This window comes from Microbispora sp. NBRC 16548, from assembly GCF_030268985.1.
GTDB lineage: Bacteria > Actinomycetota > Actinomycetes > Streptosporangiales > Streptosporangiaceae > Microbispora > Microbispora catharanthi.
Map to the genome: position 1 here is coordinate 342,728 of NZ_BSSF01000002.1, position 18,522 is coordinate 361,249.

Annotated in this window: 17 protein-coding genes; 9 read left to right on the top strand and 8 right to left on the bottom strand. The window is 71.9% G+C overall.

Annotated elements, in window-relative coordinates; translation table 11 throughout:
* Positions 1-67 precede the first annotated feature (67 nt).
* Complete coding sequence (locus tag QSK36_RS06030; RefSeq protein WP_285781607.1) at positions 68-1,447, bottom strand: LCP family protein; 1,380 nt, start codon at positions 1,445-1,447, stop codon at positions 68-70.
* 195 nt (positions 1,448-1,642) lie between these two features.
* On the opposite strand from QSK36_RS06030, the gene QSK36_RS06035 reads away from it, so the two are divergent.
* A complete protein-coding gene (locus QSK36_RS06035; protein ID WP_285781608.1) occupies positions 1,643-2,701 on the top strand; it encodes a glycosyltransferase family 2 protein in 1,059 nt (352 codons plus the stop codon).
* On the opposite strand, the gene QSK36_RS06040 is transcribed toward QSK36_RS06035, so the two are convergent.
* From QSK36_RS06040 to QSK36_RS06050, 3 genes are read right to left on the bottom strand one after another with little or no spacing between them, the layout of a single operon-like run.
* On the bottom strand, positions 2,678-3,289 hold the full coding sequence (locus tag QSK36_RS06040; RefSeq protein ID WP_183534650.1) for a Uma2 family endonuclease: 612 nt from the start codon (positions 3,287-3,289) through the stop codon (positions 2,678-2,680). The genes QSK36_RS06035 and QSK36_RS06040 overlap by 24 nt on opposite strands.
* Positions 3,290-3,308: 19 nt before the next feature.
* Positions 3,309-5,159: a CDP-glycerol glycerophosphotransferase family protein gene (locus QSK36_RS06045; RefSeq protein WP_285781609.1), complete on the bottom strand. Its 1,851-nt coding sequence runs from the start codon at positions 5,157-5,159 to the stop codon at positions 3,309-3,311.
* Between the two features lie 34 nt (positions 5,160-5,193).
* Entirely contained in the window at positions 5,194-6,600 is a 1,407-nt protein-coding gene (locus tag QSK36_RS06050; RefSeq protein ID WP_139573396.1) for a bifunctional cytidylyltransferase/SDR family oxidoreductase, read from the bottom strand.
* 169 nt (positions 6,601-6,769) lie between these two features.
* Between QSK36_RS06050 and QSK36_RS06055 the strand changes: the two genes are divergently transcribed.
* From QSK36_RS06055 to QSK36_RS06080, 6 genes are all read left to right on the top strand, one after another.
* Complete coding sequence (locus QSK36_RS06055; protein ID WP_285781610.1) at positions 6,770-8,278, top strand: CDP-alcohol phosphatidyltransferase family protein; 1,509 nt, start codon at positions 6,770-6,772, stop codon at positions 8,276-8,278.
* A gap of 254 nt (positions 8,279-8,532) precedes the next feature.
* Entirely contained in the window at positions 8,533-9,198 is a 666-nt protein-coding gene (locus tag QSK36_RS06060; protein ID WP_285781611.1) for a DUF5941 domain-containing protein, read from the top strand.
* A gap of 93 nt (positions 9,199-9,291) precedes the next feature.
* Positions 9,292-10,023, top strand: coding sequence for a phosphocholine cytidylyltransferase family protein (locus QSK36_RS06065; RefSeq protein ID WP_285781612.1), 732 nt, complete (start codon positions 9,292-9,294; stop codon positions 10,021-10,023).
* A 44-nt stretch (positions 10,024-10,067) separates the two neighbouring features.
* A complete protein-coding gene (locus tag QSK36_RS06070) occupies positions 10,068-11,108 on the top strand; it encodes an iron-containing alcohol dehydrogenase family protein (protein WP_167538693.1) in 1,041 nt (346 codons plus the stop codon).
* Positions 11,086-11,844 (top strand): CDP-alcohol phosphatidyltransferase family protein, encoded by a 759-nt coding sequence (locus QSK36_RS06075; RefSeq protein WP_183534655.1) that lies wholly within the window; start codon positions 11,086-11,088, stop codon positions 11,842-11,844. Before QSK36_RS06070 ends, QSK36_RS06075 begins: the two co-directional genes overlap by 23 nt.
* Positions 11,845-12,024: 180 nt before the next feature.
* The gene (locus QSK36_RS06080; protein WP_183534656.1) at positions 12,025-12,906 is read left to right on the top strand and encodes a glycosyltransferase family 2 protein; all 882 of its coding nucleotides are present in this window, start codon (positions 12,025-12,027) and stop codon (positions 12,904-12,906) included.
* Positions 12,907-13,021: 115 nt separating this feature from the next.
* Here QSK36_RS06080 and QSK36_RS43690 read toward each other — a convergent pair whose 3' ends face one another.
* Positions 13,022-13,669, bottom strand: a complete 648-nt coding sequence (locus QSK36_RS43690) for a recombinase family protein (RefSeq protein WP_502883287.1) — start codon at positions 13,667-13,669, stop codon at positions 13,022-13,024.
* Here QSK36_RS43690 and QSK36_RS06090 point away from each other — a divergent pair.
* Positions 13,573-14,553: a helix-turn-helix transcriptional regulator gene (locus QSK36_RS06090; RefSeq protein WP_502883288.1), complete on the top strand. Its 981-nt coding sequence runs from the start codon at positions 13,573-13,575 to the stop codon at positions 14,551-14,553. The genes QSK36_RS43690 and QSK36_RS06090 overlap by 97 nt on opposite strands.
* On the opposite strand, the gene QSK36_RS06095 is transcribed toward QSK36_RS06090, so the two are convergent.
* On the bottom strand, positions 14,544-15,503 hold the full coding sequence (locus tag QSK36_RS06095; protein WP_183534658.1) for an SDR family oxidoreductase: 960 nt from the start codon (positions 15,501-15,503) through the stop codon (positions 14,544-14,546). The genes QSK36_RS06090 and QSK36_RS06095 overlap by 10 nt on opposite strands.
* A 196-nt stretch (positions 15,504-15,699) precedes the next feature.
* Between QSK36_RS06095 and QSK36_RS06100 the strand changes: the two genes are divergently transcribed.
* Positions 15,700-16,032, top strand: a complete 333-nt coding sequence (locus QSK36_RS06100; RefSeq protein ID WP_352239869.1) for a TetR/AcrR family transcriptional regulator — start codon at positions 15,700-15,702, stop codon at positions 16,030-16,032.
* A gap of 10 nt (positions 16,033-16,042) precedes the next feature.
* Here the strand turns inward: QSK36_RS06100 and QSK36_RS06105 are convergent, their stop codons facing one another.
* Together QSK36_RS06105 and QSK36_RS06110 are read right to left on the bottom strand one after the other, a co-directional pair.
* Positions 16,043-17,623, bottom strand: a complete 1,581-nt coding sequence (locus tag QSK36_RS06105; protein WP_285781615.1) for an ABC transporter permease — start codon at positions 17,621-17,623, stop codon at positions 16,043-16,045.
* On the bottom strand, positions 17,620-18,516 hold the full coding sequence (locus tag QSK36_RS06110; protein WP_285781616.1) for an ATP-binding cassette domain-containing protein: 897 nt from the start codon (positions 18,514-18,516) through the stop codon (positions 17,620-17,622). Before QSK36_RS06110 ends, QSK36_RS06105 begins: the two co-directional genes overlap by 4 nt.
* Positions 18,517-18,522 lie beyond the last annotated feature (6 nt).

An 18,522-nucleotide genomic window follows, 5' to 3' on the forward strand; every position in this document is an offset into this window, starting at 1 on the left:
CGGGCTCCGCACGAGGTCACTCGGCGCGGGAAAGCGGGCCCCGGCCCATATTCGCCGGCCGGGGCGGTCACTTCTTGCAGATGTTCTGCGTGGCGGTGCGGGCGGAGGGGGTCGCCTGCGGCGTGGGCGTCGCCGGCGTGGCGGAGCCCTCCGGTGCGGCCACCGTCACCTTCTTCACGTCGTGGTTCTTCTGGCCCACGACGACCTCGATGCCGGTTACGTCCGGTTGCTCGCGCAACTCGGCCCCCGGGATGGCGGCGGCCACCGTACGCGCCGAGTCCTCGCGGCCGGGCGGGTAGCGGATGACCGTGGTGGTGAAGTCGCGGCGGGCCGTGTCGCCCGGGGACGACGGCACCATGAACCCGGCCTCGACGAGGCGGGCCTTCGTGGTCGCGCCCAGGCCGGTGATGAGCGTGCCGTTGAGCACCTTGACCGAGATGCGGCCCGGCGGGATCGTGAGTGCCGTCGGAGAGGCCGTGGGCCCTGCCGAGGGGGAGGCGCTCGCCGACGCCGCGGGGCTGCCCGAAGGAGACGCCGAGCCCTTCGTCGACGGCTTGACGAGGGGCTGGTCGGCGTCGATCCGCTGGAACAGGTCGCGGGCGGCCGTCTTGTCCCACAGCACCGCGGACTCGCCCGTGGGCGCGTGGTAGTTCACGTCGGCCAGCGGCACGGTCGCGAACGACACGTCGTCGGTCGAGACGTCCTTGAACTGGTTCACCATGCCGAGCAGGTCCTTCTGCAGGGCCGGGTCCACGGTGAGCGTCTTGAACGTGGAGTCGAGGAACCCGGCGAGCTTGGCCGGGTTGGCCAGCGTGCCACCGCTGAGCGCCTTGCCCAGCAGCGCGGAGATGACCTGCTGCTGCCGGTCGATCCGGTCGAGGTCGGAGCGCGCCGTGGCCCTCGTGCGGGCGTACGCGAGCGCGTTGACGCCGTCCAGCGTGTACGTCCCCGGCTGCAGGTTCAGCTTCGTCTTCGGGTCGTCGATGGGCACCGGCGTGCAGACGGTGACGCCGCCCAGCGATTCCACCACGTCGATGAACCCGAGCACGTTGACCTCGACGTAGTGGTTGACGCTCAGGCCCGTCGCCTGCTCCACCGTCTTCACGGCCAGCTTGGCGCCGCCGAACTGGTACGCCGAGTTGATCTTGTGCTCGCCCTGGCCGGGGATCGTCGTCCACGTGTCCCGCGGCAGGCTGACCACGGTCACCCTGCGGTGGTCCTCCGACAGGTGGATCACCATCATCGTGTCGGTGCGCTGCCCGACGTCGCGGCCGAGATGGAGCTGGTTCTGCTGGCGCCTGGTCAGGTTGTCGCGCTTGTCCACGCCCACCAGCAGGATGTTCATCGCGCCCGTGGATTCGGCCTCGCTCGTTCCGGCGTCCACCGAGTGGATCCGGTTGACCGCGTAGTTCGGCGCCAGCCACGCGACGCCCGATCCGATCAGCACGACTCCGGACAGCGAGCCCGAAATGACCAGGGATCGGAGATTTGATCTCCGTTGGCGGGCGCGTTGCGCCGTCAGCCTTACCCCGCCGTACCCGTCGCCCCCTACGCGGACGCCGGAGTCCTCCTCATGGTCGCCGGGCATTCCCGTCCTCCGGTTGCCGTCTCCACCCCCCCGTACAGTAGCGTGAGCGCCGCCATGAAGCCCTTTCCCGACTCGCGACAGTCGAGCCAGAATCCCGCGCGGCCCTGGCCGCCGGTGTCGGTGATCATGCCGGTGCTCAACGAGGAACGGCACCTTCGCGACGCCGTACGGCAGGTCCTCGAACAGGACTACGAGGGCCCTCTCGAGGTCGTCATCAGCGTGGGCCCCTCCCACGACCGCACGCAGGAGGTCGCGGACGCCATCGCGGCCGAGGATCGCCGTGTCGTCGTCGTGCCGAACCCCACGGGCCGCACCCCCAACGCGCTGAACGCCGCCATCGCGGCGTCCCGCAACCCCATCATCGCGCGGGTCGACGGGCACGCGATCCTGCCCCGCGACTACCTCCGTACGGCCGTGGAGACGCTGGAGCAGACCGGCGCCGACAACGTCGGCGGCATCATGGCCGCCGAGGGGATCACGCCGTTCGAGCAGGCGGTGGCCTGCGCCATGACCTCGAAGATCGGCGTGGGCAACGCGCGGTTCCACACGGGCGGGGAGGCGGGCCCGGCCGACACCGTCTACCTGGGCGTCTTCCGCCGCAGCGCCCTCGACCGGGTGGGCGGCTACGACGAGCACTTCCTGCGCGCGCAGGACTGGGAGATGAACCACCGCATCCGGGAGACCGGCGGGCTGGTGTGGTTCCAGCCGAGGATGCGCGTCACCTACCGTCCCCGGCCCAACGTGCGTGCCCTGGCCAAGCAGTACTTCCACTACGGCCGCTGGCGGCGGGTCGTCTCCCGCACCCACCAGGGCACGATCAACCTGCGCTACCTCGCCCCGCCCGCCGCCGTGGCGGCGATGGCGCTGGGCCTGGTGGTCTCGCCCTTCTTCTGGCCGGGCCTGATCATCCCCGGGGGCTATCTGGTGGCGATCCTCGCGGGCTCGGTCCTCACCGGTCGCGGGCTGTCCGGCGCCGCGCTCGTACGCCTGCCGGTGGTGTACGCCACCATGCACATCTCGTGGGGGACGGGCTTCCTGACCAGCCCCCCGAAGCTCAGCAAGCCCCGTCCCAAGCCCGAACGGGCGAGGCTAGAGGACCTTTTCGAAGACTGAGGTGTCCAGCGTGAAGCCGATCGGGTGGGGGATGTGGATCTCCCGCCCGAACGGCACCGTCGAGGTCACCTGATACCGGCCCTCCTTGGGGTCGCTGTAGACCGTGACCGACGCGGGCCTCGTCAGCGTGTCCACGAGGAGCATCACCGGGACCCCGCCCCCGGCGTAGATCGCCGGCTTCTTGAGGCGGTCGTCCTCCGCGCTCCCCTTCGAGACCACCTCGGCCACCAGCATCAGCCCCGAGGACAGCAGCTCACGCTCCTCCCAACGCGGACAGCCTCGCGGGGCGAGCACGAGATCCGGCACCACCGGCTCGTTGGTCCCGTCGAGGCACACGCCCACGTTTCCCGCCCATCCCTGCCAGCCGCGGTCGTCCATGAGCGGCAGGAGTGCCTTGAACAACCGCATCGCCGCCGACGCGTGTTCGGGAGCGTCCCGTAGGCGGGTTACGAGCCGTCCGCCGATCACCTCTGTCCGCAGACCGGGCAGCGGAGGCAGCGCATCGAACAGTTCGCGCGGGGTTCTGGGCAGCGGCCGGCCGGGCACCGGCGCCAGAGCGGGCCGGGGCGGCGCTTCGGCGGCATCCATAGGGCTCTCCTCGGCTTGTTCAGTCACGGGCGGAAGGGGCGAGGGCTTCGAGGCCGAGGGAGCGGGCGCGGGTCTCGGCGCGGGCGGCGGCACGCCGTACGGCCTCCTCGAAGCGGGCCAGCGGATCGGGGTGGTCGGCGCCGAGCAGGTAGGCGCGCAGGGCCCGCCGGGCCGCGGCCATGTCGTCCTCTCCCGGCACGCCGAGACGGCGCAGGATGTCGGGAAGCTCCGCCAGGTCGGGCCCGAGCAGGTACGCCGCCCCGGCGGCCGGGTAGCGCTCGCGGAACCGGTCCTCGGGAAGGCCCGCCACGTTGGCCACGATGTACGGCTTGCCGCTGGCCACAAAGTCCGACACCACGCTGGAGATGTCGGAGACCAGCACGTCGGCCTCGTTGAAGCACTCGTACAGCGACGGCTCCCGGCCGGTCACGGCGACGTGGGGCATCCCTGTGCTCTCGTGCAACAGGGCCAGGATCTTCCGGTGCGCGGCCCTGGCGGCCGGCGAGCGGTGACCGGTGAGCGGGTGGGGCTTGTAGATCACCCGCACCCGCCGGCCGAGCAGGGCGCGCACGATCGCGGGTCCCATGGCGACGAGCGAGCTGTGGAACAGGTCGTCGCTCCACCCCTCCCACGTGGGCGCGTACAGGACGGTCCGGTGCGGCGCCAGCCCCTCGGCGTACGGGCTGGTGCGCAGCACCCCGGCGAGCTGGGGGCGGCCGACCTCCTCGACGGCCTCGTCCCGCACGCCCACCTGGGCGCGCAGGTAGCGGTCCCGCCCGGCAGGGCCGGCCACCCAGACCTCGTCGTACACCTTCGTGTACGGGTTGAAGGACGCCTCCTTGTCGCTGTCGCCGTGGCCGATGAACACGCTCCGCACGCCCGGCACCCGGAGCATGTGGATGTTGTTGCCGACGTTCGCGGGGAACAGCGCGACGCGCACACCGTCGAGCGCGCGGAAGTTCATGAGGTCGACCGACGAGGGGATGCACACGACCGGCAGCGTCGTCGTGCCGAGGGCGGTGGCCAGCGACCGGTCACGCAGCACCACCAGCGTCCTCGGCGTGATCCGCTCCAGCGTGCCGAGCCACATGGTGGCCTGGTAGACCGCCGTGACCGGCCCTGAGAAGTACATGACGACCTCGGGCCGGTAGGCCGCGACCCAGTCGTCCACCGCGGAGAGGACCCGCCGCCGGTCGCCCAGATGCCTGGCCCGCCTCGCGTGGGCCAGGAGCGCGACCACGGCGGTGACCTCCAGCACCAGGGCCGCGACGGCGCCCGCCACGCCCGTCCAGCCCAGGCCCATGGGCGCCGTCGCCGCCGCGGGCAGGACCGCGAGCGCGTCGAGGTAGAGCAGCCGGGCGCCCCGCCAGGCGAGCAGCGCGCGGGGCGGCGCGGGCGGGATCCGCAGCGCGGGCAGGTCGATGTTGCGGGTCACCACCGGCATCAGGTTGTGCCGGCGGTCGACGTGCTCGGCGAGCCACGTCTGCACGGCCCGCAGGCCGTGGAACAGGAACAGCCCGGCCGCGAGCGCCGCGAACCACAGTGGCCGGCCCGGCGCCAGCCGCGCCAGCAGCACGACGGCGGCCGTCTCACGCGACAGGAAGCGGACCGTGGCCCCGAGGTGGGCCCGGCTCAGCGCCCCCGCCGCCCGGCCGGGCAGCGCGGCCTCCGCGGCGTACGACAGCGGCACGAGCACCGCGAAGGTCGCGGGCAGCGGCCACACGGCGGCCGCGAGCACGGCCGGGTACGACGCGAGCGTGAGCGCGGTGAACGCGCCCCTGCGCCCACCGGCCAGGCTTCTCAGGGCCGGCCGCCGGATTATCGCGGCCAGTGCGTTCGGGGCCCTGCGCCCCTTGATGTTTCCCCCCATGGGCGAGTGCCCGTCCCTCCGTACATGGTTGCGGTCATCGGCTGAGCCGTACGTCCACGACCTGTCCCGTGAGGCGGGACAGCAGCACGTCGATGCTGGTGCGGGCGACGGCGGCGGGGGAGAGCAGTGTTCCGGCGGGTTCGTCGCCGAACGCGCGCAGCCGCATGGGGGTGGCGGTGCGCTCGGGGTTGACGCAGTTGACGCGGACACCCTGGCAGGCCCACTCGTCGGCGAGCGCCTGGGTGAGGTTGACGACGGCGGCCTTCGTGGAGGAGTAGAGGCTGTAGTCGGCCCGGCCGCGGGTGTAGGACGAGGAGGTGTAGAGGAGCAGGTGGCCGTGGGTCTCCATAAGGTACTTCACGGACGCGCGAGCGATGTTGACCGGTCCGAGGTAGTTGACCCCGATGGTCTCCTCGATCGTGTGCTGCCCGGCCTCGCCGAGCTTGCCCATGTGCAGCACGCCCGCCGTGTTGACGACGTAGTCGATCCGGCCGGTCTCGGCGTACACCCGGGCGAGCGCGTCCTCCACGGCGGCGACGTCCTCGACGCGCACGCCGTTCTGGCTGCGGGAGAACGAGTGGACGCTCGCGCCGTGTCTCCTGGCCAGCGCGACGATGTCCGCGCCGATGCCGTAGCTGCCGCCGAAGACCACGAGCGTGCGGCCCTCGAGCCCGGCCCGGTAGGCCTCCTCGTCCAGTGCGGGCGCCGTGTTCTCGGCGAGCTGGAAGAGCTTGTCGGCGATGAAGACGTCGACCGGATGGGTGACCTTCATGTTGTGCTCGCTGCCGGGCACGATGTAGATCGGCACGTCGGGCAGGTAGCGCAGCACGACGCCGCAGTCGTCCGTCGTGGGCAGCGAGGGGAACTCGGGGTCGGCCAGGGCCCGCTCGTACGCCGCCCGGATCACCGACAGCCGGAAGCACTGCGGGGTCTGCCCCCGGCGCAGCCGGGAGCGGTCGGGGATGTCGCGGATGATGTCGCCGCGCGGGCCGGGAGCGGCCACCACGATCGTGTCGGAGGAGGGGATCGCCACCTCGACCGCCTCGTAGCGTTCGAGCGCGGCCACGCACTCGCTGATGATGCGGGGCTCGATCAGCGGCCGTACGGCGTCGTGCAGCAGCACGTCGCACTCCTGCTCGCCCAGCGCGCACAGCGCCCGCCAGGTCGTCTCGGTGCGGCTCGCCCCTCCTTCGAGCACCCGGCCGACCTTGGTGTAGCCGTTCCTCCTGACGAGCTCCTCGGCCTCGGCGACGAAGCCGGGGGCCATCAGGACGACGACCTCGTCGATCTCCGGGTGGCCGTCGAACACGTCGAGGGTGTGCTCCAGAATCGTCTTCCCGGCGATCTTCAGAAGCTGTTTCGGGGTGTTGAGGCCCACGCGCTGGCCGACGCCGCCGGCCAGCACCACCCCCACCCTGCGCAGACGCGATTCGGCGATCATGATGTCCTCCCCGGAGGAGACCATACCCGTGCCGGAAGCCGGAGAAGGTGATTGCCACCTAGTGATCACTCGGTTACTTTGCGAGGTGAGCACGTGCGGTCGACGTGAAGCGGGTTTCCATATGGGGGCGGATCCGAGCAAGCCCGGTACGTCACGGGACACAGAGACGGTGGCGGTCGTCCTCGCGACCTCACCGGCCGCCGGGCTGCCCTGGTCCGACGGCGCCCGGTCCGACGGCAGCCTCCTGGAGCGGCTCACCGCCCAGCTCCTCACGCTGCCGGTCCGCGAGGTGCTGGTCGTGGTGCGGAGCCAGGACGCCCAGGCAGGAGGGTGGGAGAAGGGCGCGGAGAGCGGCCCGCGGCATCAGATCTGCGTCAGCGACGGGCTCGCCGAGGACCTGCGGATCGTGGCCAAGACGGCCCGCGCCTCGACCTCGCCGGTCGCCGTGCTGGCCGCCGACGTGGTCGCGCACACCGAGGCGCTGTCGCTGCTGCTCGAACATCCCGCGCGCCCGACCGGCGCGATCGTCGCCAGCGGCGACCCCGCCCCGCTGCGGCCGCCCGTACGGACCGAGTGGGGCCGCGTCGTGTCGGCGGGCACGTCCTTCCACGAGGTCGAGTGGGCCAACGGCACCTTCCGCGGCGTCCTCCAGGTCGGGGAGGCCCACCTGGCCGGGCTGGCCGACATCGCCGAGGACCTGGCCGACCTTGCCCAGCGCCGCCACCTCGGGCGGGTCGGCGACGGCGAGGTTCCCGAGCTGCTGCTCACGGGCCTGGTGCGGGCGGGCGTGCAGGTGCACGCCGTCGCGCTGAACACCCTGCACTGCGGGCGGGCCGGCACGCGCCCGGCCGCCGAGCGCGCGGTGCGCGAGCTGGCCGACGTCGACGAGGCGCAGGCCAGGCTCGACGCCGCGGTGAAGAGCGGCGACGGCTTCTTCACCACTTACTGCGTCAGCTCGTGGTCGCGTCACCTCATCCGTCCGGCCGCCCGTCTCGGCCTGACCCCGAACACGGTCACCGGCATCTCGGTCGGGTTCGCCGCCATCGCCGCGATCTGGTTTTCCGACGGCCGCCGGGCGGGGCTCGTGGTCGGCGCCGCCGCGCTCTATCTGTCGTTCGTGCTCGACTGCCTGGACGGGCAGCTCGCCCGGTATACGCGCCGGTTCTCCCCGCTCGGGAGCTGGCTCGACGCGATCTGCGACCGGCTCAAGGAATACCTGGTGTACGTCGGCCTGGCGGCCGGATACCTGGCCGGCTCCCGGGAGCCGTGGGAGATCTGGGCCCTGGCGGTGGGCGCGATGATCCTCCAGACGATCCGCCACGTGGTCGACTTCTCCTACGCGGGAGCGATGGCCGACCGGGCCAGGGCGGCCGGCCTGCGGGCGGCGGCCCCGCGTCCGATGGCCGTGCCCTGGGACGAGGCGCCCGCGGCGGCCGCCGCGAAGGGCACCGGATCGGTGCTGGCGCTGTCGCGGCGGCTCGACGCGCTGAGCGGCGCGAGGGGCGTGGCCTACTGGGCGAAGAAGATGATCGTCCTGCCGATTGGGGAGCGTATGGCGCTGATCTCGGTGACGGCCGCGCTGTTCGACGCGCGGGTGACGTTCCTCGCACTGCTGGGCTGGGGCGCGGTGGCCCTGGCCTACACGGCCGCCGGGCGGATGGCGAGGTCCTTCGCATGAGCGAGCGTAGCGAGCGAATCAGTGAACACAGCGTCTGGCGAAGTGCTGACTTGCGCGCCTCCGGCACGACCCAGCTCCGAGCCGAAGGCGAGGAGGTGGCATGAGCGAGCGTAGCGAGCGAATCAGTGAACACAGCGTCTGGCGCATGCCGCTCCGAGCCGAAGGCGAGGAGGTGGCATGAGCGAGCGTAGCGAGCGAATCAGTGAACACAGCGTCTGGCGCATGCCGCTCCGAGCCGAAGGCGAGGAGGTGGCATGAGCCGCCGCCCCCGCGAGGCCGGCGGGAAGGCCCGGGGCGCGATCTCCGTGCACATGACCCCGGTGCCGCGCAGCGTCGTGGTGGCCTACCGCGACGACGGCCCGCTGTCGAGGGCGATGGGGCTGCTCGTGGCCGGGCAGCTCCCGCCGCTGCCGCCCGCGGTCGCGGGGGCCTTCGTGACCGCCGTGCTGCTGGTGCTCGGCATCGCCGGGGCCGACGACTTCGCGGTCTTCGCCCCGGCGGTGGCCCTGCTGCTGGCCGGGGCGGGCAGCGCCCACCGGCACGACGGCCGGCTCGACTGGCTGGCGCCCCCGATCCTGCGGATGACCGAGTATGGCTTCATCGCCTCGGCCGGGTTCGCCCGCTCCGTCCCGCCGGTGCTCATCGTCGCGCTGCTCGGCGCGATGGCCTTCCACCACTACGACACGGTCTACCGGCTGCGCCAGCACGTGTATCCGCCGCCGTGGCTGGCGACGGCCGGGCTGGGCTGGGACGGCCGGATGCTCGTCGTCGCCCTCGGCGGCCTGCTCGACGTGGTGACCGCCGTGTTCGTGCTGCTCGCGGTCTACCTGTGGGCCCTGTTCGGCTGGGAGAGCCTGACCTGCTGGCTCGCCGCCCCCCGCACGCCCGACGAGGCCGTGGAACCGGCACCCCAGGATTAACGTCAGACCAACGGTGGATTACCCAACCGGGGTGCCGAGCCAACTAACCTTTGGGGTTACTGTCTGACGCTCGACCTCAAGGAGTGCGGGAAATTGCTCGGAATGGTGCTGGCCGCCGGAGCCGGACGTCGCCTGCGGCCGTACACCGACACGCTGCCGAAGGCGCTGGTGCCGGTCGACGGTGAGACCACGATCCTCGACATCGCCCTGCGTAACCTGGCGGCCGTGGACCTCCGCGAGGTCGTGGTGATCGTCGGCTACCAGGCCCAGGCCGTGAGGGAACGGCAGGCCGACCTGGAGCGGCGCCACGGGGTGAAGCTCACGCTTGTCCACAACGACAAGGCCGAGGAGTGGAACAACGCCTACTCGCTGTGGTGTGCCCGCGACTACTTCTCCCAGGGCGCGCTGCTGGTCAACGGCGACACCGTCCACCCCGTGTCGGTGGAGCGGACCCTGCTGGCCGCCGAGGACACCTCCGACATCCTGCTCGCCGTCGACGACGTGAAGTCGCTGGCGGACGAGGAGATGAAGGTCACACTGGAGGACGGCCGGCTGAAGCGGATCACCAAGCTGATGGACCCGGCCGAGGCGTACGGCGAGTACATCGGCGCCACGCTGATCCGGCCGGGCGCGGCCGAGCGGCTCGCCGACGCGCTGAGGGCCACGTTCGAGCACGACCCGCAGCTCTACTACGAGGACGGCTACCAGGAGATGGTCGGGCGCGGCGAGAAGATCGCCGTCGCGCCGATCGGCAAGGTCGAGTGGGTCGAGGTGGACAACCACGACGACCTCGCGAAGGCCCGTGAGATCGCATGCCGATACTGATTTCCGCGGCCTTCTGAGGAGTTCGCATGCCGATTCTGGCAAGGATGCTCCCCGCGCCTCTCACGATGGAGGTGCGGCGGGGCGCGATCGCGCAGCTCGGCACCCTGCTCGCCGACAGCAGGGTGGCCACCTCCGGCCGGGTCGCGGTCGCGGTCGGCGTCGGGCAGGGTGACCGCATCGCGGAGGTCATCGCGCCGTCGCTGGGCGAGGCCAAGGTGCTCCGGGTGGCGGACGGCACCGTGGACGCGGCCGTGTCACTCGGCGCGGACCTGCGCAAGGGCAACTACGAGGCGGTGGTCGGCGTCGGCGGCGGCAGGACGATCGACGCCACCAAGTACGCCGCGTCGCTCGCCGGCATCCCCATGGTCGCCGTCGCCACCAACCTCTCGCATGACGGCATCTGCTCGCCGGTGGCCTCACTCGTGTACGAGGGCGGCAAGGGCTCGTTCGGCGTGCCCATGCCGCTGGCGATCATGGTGGACCTCGAGTTCGTCCACGACGCCCCGCCCTCGCTCGTCCGGTCCGGGATCGGCGACGTGCTCAGCAACCTGTCGGCCATCGAGGACTGGCAGCTCGGCAACACCGAGCGGGGCGAGCCCATCGACGGGCTGGCGATCTCGATGTCGCGCACCGCGGCCGAGGCCGTGCTCGGCCGGCCGGACTCGATCGAGTCGGACGCGTTCCTGACCGTGCTCGCCGAGGCGCTGATCCTGTCGGGGATGTCGATGGTCATCGCGGGGTCAAGCCGTCCGGCGAGTGGCGGCGATCATGAGATCCTTCATGCTGTGGACCAGCTTTTCCCCGGCACCTCCAACCACGGTGAGCTGGCCGGCATCGGTGCGGCGTTCTGCTACTTCCTCCGTGAGGACGCGCACCGGCTCGGCCAGGTGACCGGCTGCCTCGGGCGGCACGGCCTGCCCGTCGTGCCCGGCGACGTCGGCCTGACGACCGAACAATTCACGGCCGCGGTGATGCTGGCCCCCAGCACCCGGCCCGGCCGCTACACCATTCTTGAGCACCTCCGGCTGTCGGAGCACGAGGTCCGTGGGAGAGTTGAGGACTATGTCCGCGCCGTCGGTCGCTGAGCTTCGCGCGGTCGCCCAGCCGCAGACCACCATGGACCGCCGCAGCGGCGAGCACTGGGCCGGCCTGCTGTACATGCGGCGCCTGTCCATCTACGCCACCTGGCTGCTGGCCAAGACCCCCATCTCGCCGAACCAGGTCACCGGCCTGATGATCGTGTGCGGGGTGGCGGCGGGCGCCGTGCTCGCCCTCCCCGGCTTCTGGGCGGCGCTGGGCGCGGCCCTGCTCATCCAGGTCTACCTGCTGCTCGACTGCTCCGATGGGGAGCTGGCCCGGTGGACCGGCCGCACCTCGATCACCGGGGTGTACCTCGACCGGGTCGGGCACTACTTCGCCGAGGCGGCGCTGCTGATCGGGCTGGGCTTCCGGGCCTCGGAGACCCTGCCCGACTGGTACACGGTCATGGGCGTGGCGGCGGCGCTCGGCGCGATTCTGATCAAGTCGGAGACCGATCTGGTCGACGTCGCCCGCGCCCGGTCGGGCCTGGTGGCGACCACCGAGGCGGCGGCGCAGCAGTTCACCTCGCCGCGGCTCGCGCTGGCCCGCAGGGCCGCGGCGGCGCTGCGGTTCCACCGGCTGATCCAGGCCGTCGAGCTGTCGCTGATCGTCGTGGTCGCGGCGGTGCTCGACAACTGGTTCTCCGCCACCCGGATCCTCGTGGTCGCCTGCGTCGTCATCGCGGGAGTCCAGCTCTTGCTGCACCTGGTCAGCATCCTCGCCTCCCGGCGGCTGTCATGAGCGCGTCGTTTCCCGCCCGGCGTGCCGATCGGCCGTACATTCGCGGTTGGGTAGGGGTTTGGTGGCAGTTCCGATACCCTTATTCCACGGTAAACCAGGCAGATTCCGGATTGCCCGGCCATACAGACTCGGTGATCATGAAGTCGTGTGTAGTGCGCCCCACGTCGAGGCGATGACGCGGTGAAAATCTCCTGTGTCATCCTCACCATGGGCAACAGGATCGCCGAGCTCGACCGGGCAGTGGAATCCGCGCTCACCCAGACCGACGGCGACATCGAGGTGGTCATCGTCGGCAACGGCGCGGACGTGCCGGAGCTGACCGCCCAGCCGCTCCCCGGCTCCGCCGCGATGATCAAGACCGTACGGCTGGAGCACAACGCGGGCATCCCCGAGGGGCGCAACCGCGGCGTGCAGGAGTGCTCGGGTGACATCGTCCTGTTCCTGGACGACGACGGCTGGTACGCCAACACCAAGGTCGCCGCGCACGTCCGTGAGCGGTTCACGCACGAGCCCGACCTCGCCGTGATCAGCTTCCGGGTGATGGACCCCGAGGGCGGCTCGGTGCAGCGGCGGCACGTGCCCCGCCTGCGGGCCGGCGACCCCGAGCGGTCCTCTCCGGTGACGACCTTCCTCGGCGGCGCCTGCGCGATCCGCAAGTCCGCGTTCCTGCAGGTCGGCGGGTTGCCCGAGCGGTTCTTCTACGCCCACGAGGAGACCGACCTCGCCTGGCGCCTGCTGGGCGAGGGCTACCGCATCGAGTACGACGCCGAGACGGTCATGTACCACCCGCTGGTGCTGCCGTCCCGGCACACGGACTTCTACCGGCTGAACGCCCGCAACCGCGTCTGGCTGGCCCGGCGCAATCTGCCGTGGCCGCTCGCGATGTTCTATCTGCTCAACTGGGTCGTGCTCACGCTCGCACGCGAGCGCTCGATGCCCGCGATCAAGGCGTGGTTCCGCGGCTTCTTCGAAGGGCTGCGGGAGCCCGCGGGCGAGCGCCGTCCGATGGCCTGGCGCACCGCCTGGCGCATGCTCCGCCTCGGCCGCCCGCCCATCGTCTAGCGTTCGTCGTTCTCGCCCCCCGGCGTGACCGGGGCAAGCGGCCGGCGTGACAGGTCCGGGCGTGAGTAGTTGCGGTACAGGAAATCCCGGTGAGATTGATCTTGCTGGGGTTCGCCTACTTCGCGGGTGCTTTGAGCTGGCGGGGGACGGCGCCGGCGCGCAGTTCGCGTAGGTCGGGGATGTGGTTGTAGAGGGTGCCCGGGGAGACGCCGAGGAGCTTTGCGATCGAGGTGATGGAGCGGCCGGGGTCGGGCAGGAGGTCGCGGGCGGCGCGAATGACTTCCTCGGTGGCGACGCTGGGGCGTCCGCCGACCCGGCCGCGGGCGCGAGCGGCGGCCAGGCCCTCGTTGGTGCCGATGACGATGAGTTCGCGGATGAACTCCGCGAGGGCGGCGAAGACGTGGAAGACGAGCCGGCCGCCGGGGGTGGTGGTGTCGAGGTTCTCATGCAGCGAGGTGAAGCCGATGCCACGTTCGCGCAGGTCGGCGACCATGTTGATGAGGTCCTGGAGGCTGCGGCCGTAGCGGAAGTCGGCCTGGGGCGCGGTTTCGGGCCTCGTCCCGTAAGCGGCCGAAGGCGTTGCTGGAGCACCGGGTCCGCGATCCTTGAGGCATGCGTGCCGCCCGCCTGATCCGCATGGCCCTCCTCGTCCAGTCGAGCCCCGGTCTGACCGCTGTCGCCCTTGCCCGCGAGCTGGACGTTTCCAAGCGCACGGTGATCCGCGATGCCCAGGCTCTGCAGGAAGCGGGCGTTCCCATCCGATCCGAGCGCGGACGCACGGGCGGCTACCACCTGGCACCGGGCCACCGGACCCGGCTCACCACGCTCCATCCCACCGAGGCAGAGACGCTCTATCTTTCCGGCCTGCCCACGGCCCTGCGTGATCTCGGTCTGTCGGGCGCGGCGGACACGGCCCGGCTGAAGCTGTCGGCCACCTTGCTCCCGTCGCTGCGTGCGGCGGCCGAGTCGTCCGTACGCCGCTTCCACCTCGACGCCCCGGCCTGGTTCCGCGAGCCGTCGGCACCGGAGTTACTGCCGGAGCTGGCCCGCGCCGTGTGGTCCGACCGCACTGTCGAGCTGGCCTACGCGCGACCGGGCCGGGACGGCACGCCACCCCGCATGGTCACCCGCCTGCTGGAGCCGTACGGCCTCGTCCTGAAGGCGGGGGTGTGGTACGTCGTAGGCCGTGTCCCGGGTGAGCGGACGGGCCGGGACGGCGCATGGCGCACCTACCGCGTCGACCGCGTCACGGCGCTCTCCCCTGCTCCCGGCGCCGACGAACCCTTCGTCCGCGACCCATCCTTCGACCTAGCCTCGCACTGGCAGGACCACGCCGCCGGGTTCGCCCGGACACTGCTGCGCACGACCGTCACCGTGCGCCTGACCGAGTGCGGCTTGCTCCGCCTGCCAGATGTGGCGGACCCGGCCGGGGTCGGCGAGGCGCTGGCGTCCGCGACCGCGCCGGACGCCGCCGGGCGAGTCACGCTCGACCTGCCGGCGGAGTCGGAGGACGTCGCCTTCGCCCAGCTGACCGGGCTCGGCGCGGACGCGGAGGTGCTGGCCCCGGAGGGCCTACGCGCCCGCTTCCGCGAGCACACGCGGGGCCTCGCCACCCTGTACGGCGCGGAGTCGGAGGATCAGCGGTAGTCGTCCGGCGAACCGTCCTTCCCGCCGTACCTGACGTCCTCGAAGTACCCCCAGGCGTCTGGCTGGCTGTCGTCCACATCCCGTACCCCGTAGGTTCTGGCAAGCTCCGCACTGGAGGCAGACTTCCCGTTCCAGCGGGCCGCCCGGCCCGGGTCGGTGGCGAGCGCGGCGACCGCGCGGGCGAGGTAGTACGGCGACTCGGCGATAGCGAAGTCCGGTTCTTGGGCGACGGCGTCGCGCCAGTTTTCCTCAGTCACGCCGAAATGGGTGAGCATCTGTTCCGAGCGCAGGAAGCCCGGCGTGACGGCGACCGCTGTGCCCCCGTACTCGGCCAGTTCCTCGCCCAACCCGAAGGCGATCCGGATGGGGGCGTTCTTGGCGAGGTCGTAGTAGAGGTTCTCACGGTAACGGCGGTTGGAGACCGCCGTGCCGTCGGTGACCTCCACATGCAGCGGCGCGTCCGAGCGGATTAGCAGCGGGAGGGCGAGTGCCGCGGTGATCAGATGCGAGCGCACCCCGAGTTCCAGGATGCGAAGGCCGTCGGCGAGCGGCGTCTCCCAGCTCTTCTTGCCGAAGACGGAATCGACGAGCAGGTGCTCGCCGCCCCAGAGGTCGTTGACGAGGATGTCGAGTCGCTCCTGTTCACAGTCGATCCGCTCGACAAGTGCGCGTACCTGGTCCGCGTCCAGATGATCGGTAGGGACGGCGATGCCGGTACCGCCGACCGCCGTGACCAGCTCAGCGGTCTCCTCGATGGTCTCTGTGGTTCGGCCGACCTCGCTGGCGCGCTCGCGGGTGGTGCGGCCGGTGACATAGACCGTGGCGCCGGCGCGGCCGAGTTCGACGGCGAGGGCACGTCCGGCACCGCGGGTTGCTCCGGCGACGAGCGCTATCCGGCCGGCGAGCGAGCCTACCTGGCCGACGTGCTGGGTGTTGAAGTCCTTGTCCATGTCACCACGGTGCACGCCAAAGGTGACAGTCTGCGTCGCCATTTCCCGGGGCGTGTTCTTGCGCGCTGCCGAGGCGCACCCCCATCCGGCGGGCCGACACCGGCCGCCCAGCTCATTGCGGCTTTTGGGCTCACCTTGACTCGGCCCCGAGACAAGGTGCCCGCCGTGACTGAACTAGGATCCGTCGCCTGGCCGCCTGCCCCGATCAAGACCGAGCGGCGCTTGCGCCGCGGCAGAGGCGATCGTCGCGTTGATCCACGGGGACTTGCAGCGGTGTCGGCGCGAGCACGTGCTGACATACGAGCTGTACACCCTCGCCGCGCGGCGAGCCGTCTTCCGGTCGATCACGCAGAGGTGGATGCGTGAGAGCCGCCGCGCCCTCGAACGGCACTTCGCCCCCGACACCGCCCGGGCGCTCGACGCCTACATCGAAGGCGCGGCACTGCACATCGCACTCGACCCGGACCCGCAGCCGCGGACCCTGACACGAGCCGCCGTCGCCCGTCTCGCGTGCGACGGCCGAGCGTGAGCACGCCGCGTCAGCGGGTCGCGTGGCGGGCGGTGCGGACCGCCAGGGCGGCGCAGAGCAGGGCCGCGGCGAGGCCGGCCACGACGAGCGGGGACGGCCCGGCGGGCAGCCCTTCCACGCGGACCGCGCCCATGTAGTCGACGGCCGCCGTCCCGTTGACGGCGAGATACCACAGGCCGAGGTAGACGACCTGGAAGACCCGGTGCGTACGGCAGGCCGCGCCGAGCGCCAGGGCGAGCGAGGGCACCAGGAGCGCGCCGCCCGCCCATGACCCCACTCCGGGCCAGTCGGCGGCGACCGCCATGCGGACGAGGGGTCCCACGCCCGTCGCGGCCGTGAGGACGACTCCGGCCGCCCACTCCGCGAGCAGCCCGCGCCGGGGTGCGGGATAGGCGCCGAGCAGCCCCTCCACGCCGTACTCCGCTCGCTGGGTTCCCAGCCGTGACCAGATCAGCACCGGCCATATCCAGGCGAACGGGAGCATGGTCGCGGGCTCCGGCGTGGCGAAGGCGGCCGCCGTCACCCCGGCGGTCACGAGCCACCACCAGCGCGAGACGCCCTGAAGGAGGATGCGCAGCTCCCCGGCGAGAAGCCGTCGCAACGCCCGGCCCGGACGCGGCGTCACCCGGGGCGCGGTCCGGAGGGCCGTCCGGAAGGCCGGTCGGCCGCCCTCTGCGGTGACGCCCGGCTCGTACGGCGTGACGGCCGGGGCGGTGAGGCGACGCGCCGGGTCGAACCGGGCGAACCAGAGGCACGGCAGCAGCGCCAGAACGACCGCCAGCAGGACCACCAGGAGACGGCCGCCGAGGAACGCGCCGGTGACGGAGAAGCCGTCCCAGTGGAAGGTGCGCAGCGGCCTGGCGACGGAGGTCAGGCCGAGGCTGAACTCCCGGCCGTGCACGTCGACGCCTTGGGCGGCGAGGGCGGCGCGCATCGAGTCGGCGGCCTGGTGCACCCCGAGACCGCCGAGAGGCGCCTTCCGCGACTGTCCGCCGATCAGGAGGACCAGGGAGACGACGAACCAGACCACGTTTCCCACGCCGCCCCGAAGCAGCGGCACGGTTTCGAACAGCACCGCGGCCGCCGCCGTCAGCGCCAGCGGGGGCAGCGTGATCGTCACGAAGGGCAGCAGGAGCGCCACCGGGTCCACGGCTCCGGACTCCCCGCGGGCGAGCTGCATGATCGGCGCGGTCACCGCGAGCACGCCCGCCATCGAGGCGAGCACCAGGAAGTCGCTGAGGAACTTCCCCAGCAGGTAGGCGGACGTGCGCAGTGGCGTGGCGGCGACGAGCTGGCCCACGCGGGTGCGCTCATCCCGGCCGATCGCGTCGCGTACCAGGTAGAACCCGCCCAGAGTGAGCCAGAGGGCGCCGGCGAGCGCGGTCGCCGTCCCGACCCAGGCGCTGGTGTAGACGCCGCGGTAGCCTCCGACGTCCAGGATCACCCACCCGGAGTCCGCGGGCGGGACGGCCAGCCGGGCCAGGCCGACCGCCGCCAGCAGGATCACGGCGTACGCGGGCCGCCGGACCCGCTCCCGGAAGTCGGCGAGGGAGAGCGCGACCGTCGCCCGCGCCGTGACCCGTGCCGTCATCGGGCCGCCTCCCGGACGCCGCCGCCCACGACGGCGAGGTACAGGTCCTCCAGGTCGGGAGGCACCCGTACGGCGCCGGCGGCCGGCGGCGTGTCCGACAGGAGCCGCAGGCGGATGCCGTCCGCCGTGCGGATCACGCGGCCGGCCGGGTGGCGCTCCCGCAGGGCGGCGGCCTCGGAGGGCCCGGCGACCGTCTCCCAGACGTGGCCGTCGACCTCGGCGAGCAGCGCCTCGGGGGTGCCGCGCCGCAGCAGCCGTCCCCCGGTCACGACGGCGACGTCGGACGCGACGGACTCGATGTCGGACACGATGTGCGTGGACAGCAGGACCACCCGGTCCTCCGCCAGGTCGGCGAGCATGGCGCGGAACCGCACCCGCTCCTCGGGGTCGAGCCCCGCCGTCGGCTCGTCCACGATCAGCACCCTCGGGTCGGCCAGCAGGGCCTGGGCGATGCCGACCCGGCGCAGCATGCCGCCGGAGTACTTGCCGAGGGGCGTGCGGGCCGCCTCCGTCAGGTTGACCAGTTCGAGCAGCTCGTCGATACGCGCACGCGCCGCACGCGCGGCCAGTCCTTTCAGGGCGGCGAGGTAGGAGAGGAACTCCCGCGCGGTCAGGTGCGGGTAGACGCCGAAGTCCTGCGGGAGGTAGCCGAGAACCCCGCGCAGCGCGTCGGGCCGGGACACCACGTCGATCCCGTCGAACAGGACCCTGCCGCCGGTCGGCCTGGTGACCGTCGCGCAGATGCGCATCAGCGTCGACTTCCCCGCGCCGTTCGGGCCGAGCAGGCCGAGCAGTCCCGGGCCGCCCCGCAGGGTGACGCCGTCGACCGCGCGCTTGCCGCCCTTGTAGGTCTTGGTGACGTCCACCAGTTCGAGGGCCGGAGCATCGATCATCTCGTT